General features: G+C 74.2%; 15 protein-coding genes. 6 read left to right on the forward strand and 9 right to left on the reverse strand.

Annotated elements, in window-relative coordinates; all coding sequences use genetic code 11:
• Nucleotides 1–129: 129 nt before the first annotated feature.
• Together bla and ABZ234_RS24690 are read right to left on the reverse strand one after the other, a co-directional pair.
• Complete coding sequence (gene bla / locus ABZ234_RS24685; RefSeq protein ID WP_355013599.1) at nt 130–1,044, reverse strand: class A beta-lactamase; 915 nt, start codon at nt 1,042–1,044, stop codon at nt 130–132.
• Nucleotides 1,045–1,288: 244 nt separating this feature from the next.
• Nucleotides 1,289–1,798, reverse strand: a complete 510-nt coding sequence (locus tag ABZ234_RS24690; RefSeq protein WP_355013600.1) for a DUF2255 family protein — start codon at nt 1,796–1,798, stop codon at nt 1,289–1,291.
• Nucleotides 1,799–2,239: 441 nt separating this feature from the next.
• Between ABZ234_RS24690 and ABZ234_RS24695 the strand changes: the two genes are divergently transcribed.
• A complete protein-coding gene (locus ABZ234_RS24695; RefSeq protein WP_355013601.1) occupies nt 2,240–2,890 on the forward strand; it encodes a CatB-related O-acetyltransferase in 651 nt (216 codons plus the stop codon).
• A gap of 83 nt (nt 2,891–2,973) precedes the next feature.
• Here the strand turns inward: ABZ234_RS24695 and ABZ234_RS24700 are convergent, their stop codons facing one another.
• Nucleotides 2,974–3,168: a hypothetical protein gene (locus ABZ234_RS24700; protein ID WP_355013602.1), complete on the reverse strand. Its 195-nt coding sequence runs from the start codon at nt 3,166–3,168 to the stop codon at nt 2,974–2,976.
• A gap of 39 nt (nt 3,169–3,207) precedes the next feature.
• On the opposite strand from ABZ234_RS24700, the gene ABZ234_RS24705 reads away from it, so the two are divergent.
• Complete coding sequence (locus ABZ234_RS24705; RefSeq protein WP_267949546.1) at nt 3,208–3,705, forward strand: MarR family transcriptional regulator; 498 nt, start codon at nt 3,208–3,210, stop codon at nt 3,703–3,705.
• A 37-nt stretch (nt 3,706–3,742) separates the two neighbouring features.
• Here the strand turns inward: ABZ234_RS24705 and ABZ234_RS24710 are convergent, their stop codons facing one another.
• Nucleotides 3,743–4,822 carry a saccharopine dehydrogenase NADP-binding domain-containing protein gene (locus tag ABZ234_RS24710; protein WP_355013603.1) on the reverse strand — a complete coding sequence of 360 codons (1,080 nt, stop codon included), beginning with the start codon at nt 4,820–4,822 and terminating at the stop codon, nt 3,743–3,745.
• A 100-nt stretch (nt 4,823–4,922) separates the two neighbouring features.
• Here ABZ234_RS24710 and ABZ234_RS24715 point away from each other — a divergent pair, with 100 nt between their 5' ends.
• The 3 genes from ABZ234_RS24715 to ABZ234_RS24725 all read left to right on the forward strand — a co-directional run bounded on the left by ABZ234_RS24715 (nt 4,923) and on the right by ABZ234_RS24725 (nt 8,469).
• A complete protein-coding gene (locus tag ABZ234_RS24715; RefSeq protein ID WP_344184268.1) occupies nt 4,923–5,876 on the forward strand; it encodes a helix-turn-helix domain-containing protein in 954 nt (317 codons plus the stop codon).
• Between the two features lie 268 nt (nt 5,877–6,144).
• Nucleotides 6,145–7,644: a serine hydrolase domain-containing protein gene (locus ABZ234_RS24720; RefSeq protein ID WP_355013604.1), complete on the forward strand. Its 1,500-nt coding sequence runs from the start codon at nt 6,145–6,147 to the stop codon at nt 7,642–7,644.
• Nucleotides 7,645–7,902: 258 nt separating this feature from the next.
• A complete protein-coding gene (locus tag ABZ234_RS24725; RefSeq protein ID WP_355013605.1) occupies nt 7,903–8,469 on the forward strand; it encodes a dihydrofolate reductase family protein in 567 nt (188 codons plus the stop codon).
• Nucleotides 8,470–8,660: 191 nt separating this feature from the next.
• On the opposite strand, the gene ABZ234_RS24730 is transcribed toward ABZ234_RS24725, so the two are convergent.
• The 3 genes from ABZ234_RS24730 to ABZ234_RS24740 all read right to left on the reverse strand — a co-directional run bounded on the left by ABZ234_RS24730 (nt 8,661) and on the right by ABZ234_RS24740 (nt 10,807).
• Nucleotides 8,661–9,146, reverse strand: a complete 486-nt coding sequence (locus ABZ234_RS24730) for a CarD family transcriptional regulator (RefSeq protein WP_267949551.1) — start codon at nt 9,144–9,146, stop codon at nt 8,661–8,663.
• A gap of 270 nt (nt 9,147–9,416) precedes the next feature.
• Nucleotides 9,417–10,169, reverse strand: a complete 753-nt coding sequence (locus ABZ234_RS24735; RefSeq protein ID WP_355013606.1) for a DUF4097 family beta strand repeat-containing protein — start codon at nt 10,167–10,169, stop codon at nt 9,417–9,419.
• Nucleotides 10,166–10,807: a TetR family transcriptional regulator gene (locus ABZ234_RS24740; protein ID WP_355013607.1), complete on the reverse strand. Its 642-nt coding sequence runs from the start codon at nt 10,805–10,807 to the stop codon at nt 10,166–10,168. The genes ABZ234_RS24735 and ABZ234_RS24740 overlap by 4 nt, the downstream gene beginning before the upstream one ends.
• Nucleotides 10,808–10,985: 178 nt before the next feature.
• On the opposite strand from ABZ234_RS24740, the gene ABZ234_RS24745 reads away from it, so the two are divergent.
• Nucleotides 10,986–12,170 carry an alcohol dehydrogenase catalytic domain-containing protein gene (locus ABZ234_RS24745; protein WP_355013608.1) on the forward strand — a complete coding sequence of 395 codons (1,185 nt, stop codon included), beginning with the start codon at nt 10,986–10,988 and terminating at the stop codon, nt 12,168–12,170.
• Nucleotides 12,171–12,293: 123 nt separating this feature from the next.
• Here ABZ234_RS24745 and ABZ234_RS24750 read toward each other — a convergent pair whose 3' ends face one another.
• Together ABZ234_RS24750 and ABZ234_RS24755 are read right to left on the reverse strand one after the other, a co-directional pair.
• On the reverse strand, nt 12,294–13,301 hold the full coding sequence (locus tag ABZ234_RS24750; RefSeq protein ID WP_355013609.1) for an iron-siderophore ABC transporter substrate-binding protein: 1,008 nt from the start codon (nt 13,299–13,301) through the stop codon (nt 12,294–12,296).
• A gap of 211 nt (nt 13,302–13,512) precedes the next feature.
• Nucleotides 13,513–14,283, reverse strand: coding sequence for a siderophore-interacting protein (locus ABZ234_RS24755; protein ID WP_355013610.1), 771 nt, complete (start codon nt 14,281–14,283; stop codon nt 13,513–13,515).
• Nucleotides 14,284–14,543 lie beyond the last annotated feature (260 nt).

Raw genomic sequence — 14,543 nt, forward strand, 5'->3', positions numbered from 1 at the left:
CTTCAGCGACGGGAGCGGCACCGCGGGCGCCCCCTCCCTCACCCTGGTCTTCACGTCCGGCGCCGACCGCACCCCCTCGCGGAGGACGGACCCGGCCCGGGAGCTGCGCCCGGGCACTGGCCGGGGGCCCTACGGGGCCAGTGCCTCCACGACGACCTCGGTCGCCCCCGAGACCAGGGCGTTGTCGAATTCGGCGTCCTCCTGCTCACGGGTGGACATGACCGCGATGACGATGGGGTCGTCCTCGGGGGGCCAGACGACGGCGATGTCGTTGCGCGAACCGTGGCTGCCGCCGCCGGTCTTGTCACCGACACGCCAGTCCTCGGGGACCCCGGCGCGGATCAGCTCGTCGCCGGTCGTGTTGTTGAGGAGCATCTCGGTGAGCACGTCGCGCGGGCCCTCCTCCAGGACGTCCCCGAGCACGAACGCGTCCAGGCTCCCGGCCATGGCGCGCGGCGTGCTCGTGTCCCGGGTCTCGCCGGGCGGCACCTCGTTGAGCTCGGTCTCGATCCGGTCCGCCGAGATCACGTCGTCGCCGATCTCCCGCATGTCCTCCTCGAACCCCTCGGGACCGCCCAGCTCCTCGAACAGCAGGTTCGCGGCGGTGTTGTCGCTGTGGCGGACGGCGGCGTCGGCCACCTCCAGCAGGGTCATCCCCGTGTCGACGTGCTGCTCGGTGATGGGGGAGTAGTCGACCAGGTCCTCTTCGGTGTAGGTGACGACCTCCTCCAGCTCCTCGGGGGTGTTCTGCCCCAGGACCAGGGCCGCCGTGAACGCCTTGTGGGTGGAGGCGTAGCCGAACCGCTCGTCGGCGCGGTGGAAGACCTCCTCCCCGGTCCCGGTGTCCACCGCGTAGACCCCGAGACGGGCGTCGAACTCCGACTCCAGCCGCTCGAACTCACCGGAGAGGTCCTCGGCCGTCACCTCCGCGCTCGCCGGCTCCGCCTCGGCGGGCGCGGCGGAGCCGGAGCAGGCCGCGGCGGGGACGAGCGCGAGCGCGGCCAGGGCCGCGAACCCGGTCCTGCGGGCCGTGGGGAACAACATGTGCGTCTCCTCGTGGTCTGGTGCGCGCCGCCCGGAGGACCGGGCGGCGCGGAACGGACAGGGTCGGAAAGGGCGGACACGGCGGGACACGACCCGCTGCGACCTGCCCCTTTCCGGGCCCTGTCCGTAGTCTGGGCCCGGACGCCGATACCGTCCAAGACGGAAACGACCAGTCCCATGCGGAAACGACATGAACCCAGCCTGTGGCGGTCGGCCGCGGTCGGAGTCGCCCGTCCCGGCCGCCTCAGGCCTTCTCCTCCTGGCGGCGCGGGCGCTCGAACAGGGCGTGCCAGCGCCCGGCCGGGCCCAGCGGGGAGCGGATCCGGGAGCTGCGGCCGACCGGGAGCGCGGCCGCGGAGCACGCCGGCGCCTGCGTCCGCGTGGCGCACGGCACGAGCCGGAGCGTCGTGGAGGCCGCCTGGTCCCCGGTCACCGTGTCGAGGAAGGCCGCGGCGTAGTGGCCGTACTTGAGCCGGTAGGCGGCGTCGACCCGTTCACGAGTCCCGGGGTCGGCGGGCTCGAAGACGACGTTCCTGCGCAGGCCTGCGGCCCGGACCGTGCCCTTCCGGTGGATCCGCGCGCTCCGGTACCAGTCGGAGGCGTGGCCGCCCAGGGAACGGACGTAGAGGTCGTCCCCCTCGCGCACCACCCAGACCCTCCGGCCGCGCCTCAGCACACGCCTGCCGTGCGCGACCGTCAGGACGATTTCCTCGGTGGAGGAGTACAGCGTCAACTCTTCGGGAGTCCACGTCATCGGCGTCTCGTCATCTCGCTTTCCGTTCGAGGTGTCCTACAGGGGGGAATCGCATGTGCGCGGTGGCGGGGCGCGGTCCGGCGGACCGCGCACGGTCCGCGCCCCCGCGGGGCCGGTCCCCGGCCGGCCGCCCTCCCCCGCGCCGGGGTGCGGGTGAGGGCGGTACGGCGTTTCGGAGGGCGCCCGGGGGCAGGGGGCCGTGCTCCCCGCCGGGGGAGCGGTGCTGACGGCGCCCGGACCGCCCGCGCCCCTCCAGGCTAGGATCCGGGGACCCCCGGAGGGAGGCCCTGCCACACCCACCCTTGCGCCGTCCCGGCCGGGACCGGCGCACGCGCGGGGGGCGCCCGTGTGGACCCGCAGGTCACAAACACATGGACCGGCGCGTCCCGTGTTGGGATCATCGGACGGTCCGACGCCCCACGACCCGAGGGATACCCCGCCATGTCCGTGCCCGCCGACCCGACCGTGCTCCACCCGATGCCCGGGCAGCCGCGTGTGGTACTGCTCAAACCCCTGGTGACGTCCCCGCTCATCGAGGTCGGGGAGTACTCCTACTACGACGACCCCGACGACCCGACCGCGTTCGAGACGCGCAACGTGCTCTACCACTACGGGCCGGAGAAGCTGGTCATCGGCCGGTTCTGCGCGCTGGGCACCGGGACCCGGTTCATCATGAACGGCGCCAACCACCGTATGGACGGCCCCTCGACCTTCCCCTTCCCCACGATGGGCGGCTCGTGGTCGGAGCACTTCGACCTGATCACCGGGCTGCCGGGCCGGGGGGACACGGTGGTCGGCCACGACGTGTGGTTCGGCCACGGGTCGACGGTGATGCCCGGCGTGCGGATCGGCCACGGGGCGGTCATCGCCTCCGGCTCCGTCGTCACCTCCGACGTGCCCGACTACGGGATCGTCGGCGGCAACCCCGCCCGGCTCATCCGCACCCGCTTCGACGCCGGGACCGTGGACCGCCTGCTGGCGGTGGCCTGGTGGGACTGGCCCGCCGAGCACATCACCGAGCACGTGCGCACGATCATGTCGGGCAGTGTCGACGACCTGGAGGCCGCGGCGCCGGGCGGGTCCGGCGGCTGAGGCCCGGCACGGGGGCCGCTGCCGGTCGGGGGCCGGACCCCGTGCCGCGGCAGGGCACGGCCGGGGCCCACCGGTACCGCCGTTCACCGGCGCCCCGCCGGGGCGTGCGGGAGCGTTCGGCGCACCGCGGGAAGCGGCGGCCCGGCGGGCAGGGCTCTGCGCGCCGACCGGTGCAGCGGGCGGCCCGCGGGGAGGAAGCGCCGCGTCACGTGGGACGTGCCCGCCCAGGCCACAGGGGCGACCGCCGTCACGAGGGCCCACCGCCATGTAGCTTCCATGGAAGCTATAGTAGCTTCCTCGGAAGCTACACTGGGGGCATGGAGCAGTACGACCGCGTCACACGTATCCAGGCCGAGTGGGAACGCGAGCGCCCCGACCTGGACGTGTCCCCGCAGGGGGTGATCGGCAGGCTGCACCGCATCGGCTCCCACCTGAGCGACCGCCTGTGCGTCGTCTACCGCCGTCACGGGCTGAGCGAGGGAGAGTTCGAGGTCCTCGCCGCTCTGCGCCGAGCGGGAGGGCCCTGCGAGCGGGCGCCCGGCGAACTCGCCCGGTTCACGATGGTCACCACCGGGGCCATGACCAAGCGGCTCGACCGGCTGGAGGAGGCCGGACTCGTCACCCGCCGCCGGGCCGAGGGGGACGGCCGGGGCCGGACGGTCACGCTCACCGAGGCGGGCAGGACGCTCATCGACCAGGCCTTCACCGAGCACATGCAGGACGAGCGGCGCCTTCTGGAAGCCCTCACCGCCGAGGAGGCCGAGCGGCTCGAAGCGCTGCTGGCCACCTGGCTGTCGCGCATCGAGGGGACCTGAGTCCCCGCCGGGCGACCGCCACCGGCCCCGGCCGCCGCTAGGGCGCCGCGGCCGGGGGCTCCGCGCCGGGCGCCCGCTCCCCGTGGAGCGGGCCCGTCGCCACGTGCGGGGACAGGGCGCGCAGGAAGTCCGCCGCGTCGAACATCTCACCCGCGGAGGCCACACCGGTGGCGGCCCCGGTCCGCCCGGTGAGGATCCGCTCCACCGCCTCCACCGCGAGCGGCGCGGACACGGCGTAGATGTCCCGACCGGTGGCGAACGCGCGCCGCTCGGCGCCGCCCGAGCGCATGAGGACGTCCACGAGGAAGGTCTCCGCAGGCCGGCCGGGACCGTCCGCCCCGGCCGGCGTCCGCGCGGCCGGGGCCGACAGGCCCGTGGCCGCCTCGACCGTCATGTACGTGTGCACCTCGCGGACGTCCAGGTGGCGGGGGATCGTGGTGACCTCGGCCATCGTGAACTCGCCGACCACCGCACGTGTGCCCAGCGGCTCGGGGAACGCCCATTCGGCGGCCGGAGGGGCGCCGTCGCGGTACTCCAGCCTCCCGTTCGCGAAGACGACCCGCCGGCCGTCCCTCCTCCGCCGGGACACCCGCCCCGCGGCGCGGGTCCCCTCCGTGGGGGCCCAGCCGCTCAGCCCGTAGGCGACGTGCACCTCGTCGGCCCCGCCCCAGTCACCCGCCGCCGCCGTGGCCAGCAGGTCGCCGAGCCCGCCGAAGAACGCCATGGCGGGCACCACAGCGACCCCCGCCTCGCGGGCGTCCTGCTCGAAGTGCGTGAACGTGTCCCTGTTCGCCTCGATCTCGGCCGCCACGTCCACGTACGGGACGCCTGCGCGCAGCGCCGCCCCGACCACCGGCGCCGCGGTCACGGCGAAGGGCCCGGCGCAGTTGACCACGGCGTCCGCGCCTTCCAGCGCCCGGTCGAGGGAGGCCGGGTCGTCCATCGACGCCGTCCGGGCGGGCGACCCGGGGTGGTGGGACGCCCGCAGGTCCCGCAGCCTGCCCGCGTCGCGTCCGACGAGGACGGGGGTGTGGCCGCGGCGGCGCAGCTCCGCCGCCACGAACCGCCCGGTGTGCCCGGAGGCGCCGACCACCGCCACCGCGAATCCTGATCCCATCGGTTCTCCCTGGGGCTCGAACTGTCCGTCAGGAAGATCATGGCCGTGCCGGCGAACCGCCGCCAGCGTCTGTAACGCCACCATGCGTACACTTTCGGACATGCCCTCGATCGCGTTCGCCCTCACCGACGGAATGCTGCACTTCGAGCTCGCCGCCGCGTGCGAGGTCTTCGGCACCGCGCCGCCGGGCACGGCCGCCCCCTGGTACGACATCGCCCTGTGCGGCTCCGGAACGGTGCGGGCCGGACGGTTCCTGTTGGAACCGGACCACGGGCTCGACCGGCTGGCGAGTGCCGGGACGGTGGTCGTGCCCGCCCTGGCCGACGTGGACGAGCGCCCGCCGGCCGTGCTGGTCGACGCGGTGCGCGCCGCCCACAGGGCCGGAGCGCGTGTGGTCTCCCTCTGCACGGGCGCGTTCGTGCTGGCCGAGGCCGGCCTCCTCGACGGGCTGCGCGCGACCACCCACTGGGCCCACACCGGTGAGCTCGCCTCCCGGTACCCGCGGGTGGAGGTCGACCCCGCCGTGCTCTACGTCGACAACGGCAGGGTGCTCACCTCCGCGGGCAAGGCCGCGGCCGTGGACCTGTGCCTGCACCTGATCCGCGTCGATCACGGCTCGGCGGTCGCCAACGCCGCCGCCCGCCGCCTGGTCGTGCCCCCGCACCGGCCCGGGGGCCAGGCCCAGTTCGTCGCCGCCCCGGTCCCCGTGCGGGACGGCCACCCCGTCGCGGACCTGCTGCCCTGGGCGGCCGAACGGCTGGAGCTACCGCTGACGGTGGAGGACCTGGCCCGCCGGGCGAACATGAGCTCGCGCAACCTGGCGCGCCACTTCCGGTCGCTGACCGGCACCACGCCCCTGCGCTGGCTGCTGGAGCAGCGCATCCGCCGCGCCCAGGAACTGCTGGAGACCACGGACGACGGTGTCGAGCCCATCGCGGCGGCCGTGGGCATGGGCACCGCCGCGACGCTGCGCCGACACTTCCACCGCACCGTGGGCGTGCCCCCGGACGCCTACCGGCGCGCCTTCCGCGGCCGGGTCCCCCGGCGCGGCTGACGGGGCGGCCCCGGCCCCGGGGCCGCAACGGGCACAGGTGAGCCCGCCGCGGCCCTCGTGGCGGTCGTCGGCACCTTCCGCCTCGTCGGCAGGATCGGCACGGGCGGGAGGGGCGCCGTCTACGCGGTCCCGCCCGACGCCGATGCCCGAACGGGCCCCCGGCCGGACTCCCGCCGCCGGGCCGGTGATAGGACCGGATCCGAGCGCGGGCCCGCCGCCGCACCGGCGGCGGGGCCCGCGTCCCCGCCCGACCACAGGAGGAGCACCCGTGACGACGACGGCACCGCGCCCGGAGGACAGGCCGACCCCCGCACCCCATCGGACCGCGGTCGACGAGGCGCACTGGGGCGAACGCCTCCGGGTGCTCGCCGCCGAGCACGGGGTTCCCGGGGCCCAGCTCGGCATCCTGGCGCTGGGCCGCCCCTCCGATGAAGGGGAGGGGCGGGAGCCCGACCGGATCGCCCTCGCCGCCTGCGGCGTGCTCAACACGGAGACCGGCCACCCCGTGGACACGGGTTCGGTGTTCCAGATCGGGTCGATCACCAAGGTGTGGACCGCCACCGCGATCATGCGGCTGGTCGACGAGGGGCGCCTCACCCTCGACACCCCGGTGGCGGAGGTCCTGCCCGAACTGCGGCTCTCCGACCCCGCGACGACGGGGCGGCTGCTGGTGCGCCACCTGCTGACCCACACCAGCGGCATCGACGGCGACCTGTTCACCGACACCGGCAGGGGGGACGACACCCTGGAGAGGTACGTCGCCCTGCTCGCCGACGCGGCGCTGATCCACCCGCTCGGAGCGACCTTCTCCTACTGCAACTCCGGGTTCCCGGTGCTGGGCCGCGTCATCGAGAGGCTCACCGGCGGCACGTGGGACGCGGCGATGCGGGAGGCGCTGTTCGCCCCCCTCGGCCTGACGCACACCGGCACGCTCCCGGAGGACGCGCTGCTGCACGGCGCGGCCGTCGGACACGTGCGGGGGCTCCCCGACCCGGTGCGCGCCCCGGTGTGGGGGCTGCCCCGGTCGATGGGGCCGGCCGGGCTCCTCACCTCGACCGCGCGGGACGTGCTGCGCTTCGCCCGCATGCACCTGGACGGCGGACTCGCCGAGGACGGCACACGCGTCCTGAGCGAGGAGGGCGTGCGCGCCATGACGGAGTTCCAGGTCGACGTGCCCGGCGCGCACGCCCTGGGCGACTCCTGGGGGCTGGGCTGGATCCGCCACGACTGGAACGGGCACCGCCTCGTCGGCCACGACGGCAACACCATCGGGCAGTCCGCGTTCCTGCGCGTGTCCCCGGAGACCGGCCTGGCCGTGGTCCTGCTCACCAACGGCGGCCACGCGTCCGATCTGTACCACGATCTGTACCGCGAGGTCTTCCGCGACCTGGCCGGGATCGGGGTCCCCGACAGGCCGGCGCCGCCCCCGGTCCCCGCCGAGGTCGACCCCGCCCCCGTCCTGGGGACGTACGAGCACGCCGCGCTGCGCATGGAGGTGTTCGCCAGGGACGGCGACACCGTGATGCGGACCACCGTCCTGGGGCCCCTCGCCGACGTGGACCCCGAGCCCGAGCAGGAGCACGTCCTGGTCCCGGTGGAGGAGGGGTTCTACGTCGTGCGCCCCGGCGGTATGCGGTCGTGGGCCCCGGTCACCTTCTACGCCCTGCCCACGGGCGAGCGCTACGCGCACTACGGCTCCCGCGCGCTCCCGCGCCTCGAAGAACCTCGCCTTCCACCCTCAGAATCCACGATCCCCGCAACTCCCTGAGATCCAGGGTGTTGCGGGGATCGCCAGAACCCGCGAAGGGGGCGGGGCCGTCCCCGTGCCTGGAACGGGGGGACGTGAGGGGCCGCATCCCGGAGCGGTACACCGTGGTGCCCTCGCCGCCGCACCGGTCTCCCGGCGCACGCGCCCCTTTCGGGCCTGCTCGGCCCCTCCGAAAAAGGTTCTCCCCCGGTGTCGATCGGGGGAGGTCCCGTTCGACGTGTGGGTGAGGAAACAGACTGAGCAACCCTGGAGTCACCTGTGCGCACCCTGATCGTCACCGCGTTCGTGTCCGTCGACGGAGTCATGGAGGCCCCCGGCGGCGAGCCCGGCTACCGCAACGCGGGCTGGACCTTCAAGGACATCGAGACGGACGAGGCGGCCTACGGGATCAAGGCCCGCGAGCAGGAGGAGGCCACCGCCCTGCTCGTCGGCCGCCGCAGCTACGAGGCCTTCGCCCCGGTGTGGCCGACGATGGTGGAGGAGTTCGCCGGCTACAACGCCATGCCGCGGTACGTGGTCTCCACCACGCTGGAGGAGGACGACCCGCGCTGGCCCGCCACGATCCTGCGCTCGGTCGAGGACGTGGCCGCGCTGAAGGAGACCGGGGGCGGGCCGATCTCCGTCCAGGCCAGCGCCACCCTGGGCCGGGCCCTGGCCGACGCCGGGCTGGTCGACCGCTACCACCTGCTCGTCTTCCCGGTGCTGCTGGGCGCGGGCAAGCGGTTGTTCAGCGACACCGACAAGGACGCCCAGAAGCTCAGGCTGGTCGAGCACGAGGCGTACTCCAACGGCGTCCAGAAGCAGGTCTTCGACGTGGTCCGCTGAGGTCGGGCCCGGCGGGTGCGGCGCCTGGCGTCCGGGGGCGTCCGCCGGGGGACGCCCCCGGACACGGGGCAGGCGCCATCGGAACGGGCCTCTCCCACACCTCACAGCGGGGACGCCCCCCGGCGCGGGGCGGGCGCTCCGCCGTCCCGGACGCGGGCGACCGCGCGGTGGCCCGTGCCGGGGCCGGAGCGCTACGAGGAGAGCTTCTCCTCGATCAGGCGTTCGGCCTTCTCGACATCGCCGACGCCGGGGTGCTGCGAGAGCTCGTTGACGAGCATCTCCCTGCCGCTCAGGAACAGGCGCTTCTCTCCCGCGGAGACCTTCCTGGCGCGCTGCCGGTCGCTGATGCTGCGGACCAGTTCGGCGATCTGGCGCGGGTCCCCGCTGCCCAGCTTGGTCTCGTAGTTCTTGAACCGGCGCGACCAGTTGGGCGGGTCGTCCGTCGGCGGCCGGCTCAGGGTGTCGAGGATCGTCTGCAGTCCCTCGTCGTCGACGACCTTGCGCAGTCCCACCAGTTCGACGTTGGCCACCGGGATCTGGATGTCCATCGCCGAGGCGCGCACGGTCAGGGTCAGGAACTCGACGTCGCCGGCGGGGGTGGTCCGGGTCGAGCGGCCGGTGATGGTCACCAGCCCGTGGCGGGGGTGGATGAGGGCGTGCCCCACGGTCAGGTCCACCGGTTCACCACCGCCTCCCCCAGCGGTGCCCGGTCCGCCGTCCGTTCGGAGGGGAACACTGTCGCGCGCACGTCCGGAACACGAGAATGGCGCGATTCATCCTCATGGTGCCCGTTCAGTCGGTTGATCACCGGCGGAGACTATAGGAGTCTCGCGTCAGGTCAAGGTGAAATGCGGGAAACCCCGCTCCGGACGCGTCCGCCCCTCCCGTTCCACGGGTCGGACCCGGCGGGAGGACGCTCCGCCGTGCCGGGCGCCGGGCACGGCGCGTCAGCGTGCGGGGACCAGGCGGATGTCGCCGTTCTCCGTCTCGGCGGCGATCACGTGGCCGCTTCCGGGCACCACCTCCACGTCGGTCACCACCTCGCCGTTGTCGGAGGAGGACGACACGTCGTACCCCGCCTCCGGCAGCTCCACCGTCGCGGACCCGTTCGCCGTGCTCACCCGGACGTCGTCGGGCGCCCTGGCGAAGGACACGTCGATCGCTCCGTTCTCCGTGTGCGCCTCCAGGGTGGGCGAGACGATCCCGCGGGCGCGCAGCCCGCCGTTCCCGCTGCGCAGGACGAGCGGGCCGGACACGTTCTCCACCGTCACCTGCCCGTTGTCGGTGCCGATCTCCAGCGGCTCCGCGAAGCCGGTGGCCGTGGTGTCGCCGCTGCCGCCCTCCACCGTGAGCGAGGTCCCCTCGGGGACGGTCACCTCGTAGCGGGCGTCGCAGCCGGCCCTCGGGCCGCAGCGGAGCTGGAGCGACAGGGTCTCGCCGTTCAGCTCCCAGGTGGCGCGCGGCGGGCCGACGACCGCCCCGCCCGATACCCACCGCTTCACCTGGATGTCGTCCACCTCGGCGGGGACGACCTCCAGGTCCCCCCGGCCGACCGCGATGGTGAGCACGTCGGAGGACGGTGAGAAGCTGCGGTGCTGCGCCTCGGCCTCGTCGACCGTCGCGGCGGAGGCGCATCCGGACAGCAGCAGGACGGTCGCGGCGGCGCACGCCGGGGCCAGGACGGCCGGTTTCGTGTTCACTGCGGCTCCTCGCGGTCGGGCGGTGGCACGGAGGCCAGGGCTGCGATGACGGCGCCCAGCGCCCTCTCGATCGTTTCCGTGTCGACCGCCCCGGGGTCGGCCAGGTGCTCCATGGACAGGCCGTTGGTCAGGCAGTGCAGGATCAGGGCGGTGAGGCCGGGGTCGGCGCCCAGGGGCACGCCCCGGGCGGCGAACCGGGAGACGGCCTCGGCGACCGCCTCCCGCTGGGCGCGCCGCATCCGGCCGACCACGTCGCGGGTCTGCGCGTCGCGGGTCGCCCGGGCGGCGAACTCCAGGCCCAGACGGCCGCGCTCGGGGTCCTCGGTGATGCGCCGGGCCACGCCGCGGACGGTGTCCGCGACGGCGTCGGCGGGGTCGGCGGACTCGCCGATCCGTGCGAGCAGGGTGTCGATCTCTGCGTCGGAGCGCTCCCGCAGGACCGCGCCGAACAGGTCGCGCTTGCCGCCGAAGTTGGAGTAGACGGCCCCCTTGGTGAAGCCCGCCGCGTGCGCAATGTCCTCCAGGCGGCTGTCGGCGTAGCCGTGCTCGGCGAACGCGCGCACGGCGGCCGACAGCAGGCGGCGCCGTACCTCTTCGCGGGGGGTGCGGGGGACCGGGCCCCCGGGGTCGTCGGCCATGGGAGCGAGGTTAGCATACCCATGGGTATTGGATACTTTAGGTACTGAAGACTTCCGTGTCCTCCGGTCCGCCCTCGTTTTCCGGCGCGGGCCCACGGGTAGTGGGCGGGCACGGCCGCCCCCGGGGGCAGCACGGGCCCCGGGCGCCGGCGCACAGGAGGCGACACCAGGGGGAGTCATGAAGGCAGTCGTGTGGAACGGCACGAGGGACGTCAACACCGTCAACGTCCCCGATCCGCGGATCGAGGATCCCGGTGACGCCGTCATCCGCGTCACCAGCTCGGGCCTGTGCGGATCCGACCTGCACCTGTACGAGGTGCTCGGCCCCTTCATGAACCCGGGCGACGTGCTCGGCCACGAACCCCTGGGCGTCGTCGAGGAGGTCGGGCCGCAGGTCACGTCCCTGTCGGTGGGGGACCGCGTCGTCGTCCCCTTCCAGATCTCCTGCGGGCACTGCGCCATGTGCGGCACCGGCCTCCAGACCCAGTGCGAGAACACCAGGGTCGAGGAGCAGGGCATGGGCGCGCGGATCTACGGCTACAGCTCGCTGTACGGTTCCGTGCCCGGGGCACAGGCCGAGTACCTGCGGGTCCCCCGCGCGCAGAGCAACGCCATCCCGGTCCCCGCCCAGGGGGACGACGACAGGTACGTGTTCCTGTCCGACGTCCTGCCCACGGCCTGGCAGGCCGTCCGCTACGCGGACGTGCCGCAGGGCGGCTCGGTGGCGGTCCTGGGGCTGGGGCCGATCGGCGACATGTGCTGCCGGGTCGCCCGCCACCTGGGGGCGGGACAGGTGTTCGGCGTGGACCCGGTGGCCGAGCGCCGCGCACGCGCCGCCGCCCGGGGGGTGGAGGTGTTCGACTCCTCCGGCGGCACCGACGACCTGATCGGGGAGATCCGCGAGCGCACCCGCGGCGAGGGGCCGGACGCGGTCATCGACGCGGTGGGCATGGAGGCGTCCGGGCACGGGACCGCGAGGTTCGCCCAGAGGGTGGCCTCCTTCCTGCCCCAGAGCGCGGGCGCGAAGCTGATGGAGACGGCGGGGGTGGACCGGCTCTCCGCCCTGCACACCGCCATCGACCTGGTACGGCGCGGGGGGACGGTCTCGCTGATCGGCGTGTACGGGGGCATGGCCGACCCGATGCCGATGCTGACCCTCTTCGACAAGCAGATCCAGCTGCGGATGGGGCAGGCGAACGTGCGCCACTGGGCGCCCGAGATCCTCCCGCTCCTGGACGACGCCGACGTGCTGGGGGTGGAGGACTTCGCCACCCACCACCTGCCCCTGGACGACGCGCCGCACGCGTACGAGGCGTTCCAGAAGAAGGCGGAAGGCATGGTCAAGGTGGTCTTCCGGCCCTGACCGCGCGGACCGGCGGCGCGGCGCCCGCACGAGGGTCCCCGCGAACGCCGAGGACCCCGCCGTGCGAACGCACGGCGGGGTCCTCGGGGTGAGGGGCCGGCGGGGCGCCGACCGCGGGGGGCGTCAGCCCCCGAGGGCCTCCCGAAGCAGCGGGACGACCCCTTCCAGGGCGTGGGTGACGCCCAGGGTCGAGCCGCTGGAGAAGGCGTTGGCCAGCTCCGGGTCGTCCATGATCAGCAGGCGGCCGTCCTCGGCGGACGGGATGCCCTGGAGCACCGGGTCCTCCTCCAGGAAGCGGGTGGTCTCCTCGTCGCCGATGGGGAAGACGACGGTCAGGTCCGCGTCCAGGACCTCCACCAGCTCCGGGCTCAGGTCCACGTAGAACGCGCCCTCGGCCATCTCGGTGATCTCGGGCTTGTTCTCGAAGCCCAGGTCCTCCAGCAGGTCGACCCGCGCGTCCCCGGGGACGTAGGCGCCGTACTGCCCGTCGAAGTAGGCGCCGACCGCGATGGTCGTGCCCTCGAAGTCGGGGTTGTCCTCGCGCGCCTGCGCGAAGCGGCCCTCCAGCTCCCCGATGAGCTCCTCGCCCCGCGCGTCCTCGCCGAGCACCCGGGCGACCTGGCGGGTCTGCTCCTGCCAGGTGGTGCCGTAGGTGACCTCGACGCCGGGCGGCGGGCCGACCACGGGAGCGACGGGGGAGAGCAGGTCGTGGCGCTCCTGGGTGTGGTCGGAGCGGGTGTCGAGGATGACGTCGGGCTCCAGGGAGGCGACCGCCTCCAGGTTCGGCTCCATGGTGCCGATCTGCACCGGCTCCTCGTCGAACAGGTCGGCGGCCCAGGGGCCCACGCCGGCGCCGCCGTAGCCCTGCCAGTCGGCCACGCCGACGGGCTGGACGCCCAGGGCCAGCGCCGTCTCGGCGTCGGACCAGCCGAGGGCGGCGACGTTGGCCGGCCGGTCCTCGATCTCCACGTCGCCGAACAGGGTCTCGACGGTGACGGGGAAGCCCTCCGCGGCCTCGCCCGTCCCCTCCTGTCCGGCATCGGAGGTCTGGCCGCCGCAGGCGGCGAGCATCAGGATGGACAGCGCACCGGCGGCGATCGTGCCGCCGCGGGTCAGCGGACCGCGGTTCATGGGGCCTCATTCGGTCGAGGAGATGAGCTTAGGCTCACCTAAGCAAGTCTCATGGTGGAGCAGGCGGAGCCGATGCGCAAACCGGACATCACGGGTGGGGGCAGGTGTGGTCCGCGGAGGACGCCGACGGCGCGGGGGTGTCGGCGCCGCCGGAGGCCCCCGCGCCGCGCGCCGGGTGACGGGGTTCACGTCCCCCGGCCGCGGGGACGGGTCAGGCGTAGGCCTCGGCGCCCGCGCGCCAGTACCCGATGAACGCGATGTCCTCCTTGGCCACGCCCCTCTCCTTCACCAGGAACCGGCGCAGCCCGGTGGGGAGCCCGTTCTCGCCCGCCACGAAGCAGTAGGGGCGGCCCTCCGGCAGCGCGGCCCCGCTCGCCGCCTCCAGCGCCAGCTGCCCGGGGACCGTGTGCGCGCCGTCGCGCGCCAGCCAGCGCACCTCCACCCCGGCGGGGGCGTCGACCTCGCGGACGTCGGCCGAGGAGGGCACCTCCAGGAACGCCAGCCCGCGCAGGTCGCGCGGGGACTGCTCCAGGATCGAGAGGATCGCGGGCACCGCGCTCTCGTCGCCGACCAGCAGGTGCCAGTCGGCGTCCTCGGGCGGCAGGTGGTAGATGCCCTCCGCCAGCAGCCCCAGCTCGTCCCCGGGCCGCGCGCCCAGGGCCCAGGCGGACGCGGGCCCCTCGTCCCCGTGGGCGACGAACTCGATGTCCATCTCCAGGGCCTCGGGGTCGAACCGGCGGGCGGTGTAGTTGCGCACGTGGGGCCGGTGCTCCTCGGGCATCGCGCGGAACTCGGCCACCCAGCCGTCGTCGGCGGAGGCGTGAGGCAGGTGCAGCCGCTCCTGGCCCGGCCGCGCGAAGAAGATCCGCGTGCACTGGTCCAGGCCCATGAACTCGAACCCGGCCAGCTCCTCGCCCCCGACCGTCACCGTGACGAAGTTGTCGGTGGTCCGCTCGGTGCGCACCACCCTGACCCGGACCATGCTCCGTCGACTCGGATACCTGATGCGCAACGGAAAGGCCTCTCGTTCGGGGTGCGGGGTTCGCCGGGCGCGTCCGGTCCGGGCCGCTGCGGGGATTCCGGCGGCGGACGGGGTCGCCGTCACGGCGGGCGAAGGTTAGCCTAACCAAGGTTGGGTGTGCCCGGGCGGCCGGGGTCGTGTTCGGCGAGGGCGCCCGGCCTGACTAGCCTGGCCAGGCCACGACACAGCAGGGGGAACAGGACATCGGATGAGTACACGTC

The sequence above is a fragment of the Nocardiopsis sp. NPDC006198 genome (assembly GCF_040613895.1).
Lineage (GTDB): Bacteria > Actinomycetota > Actinomycetes > Streptosporangiales > Streptosporangiaceae > Nocardiopsis > Nocardiopsis tropica.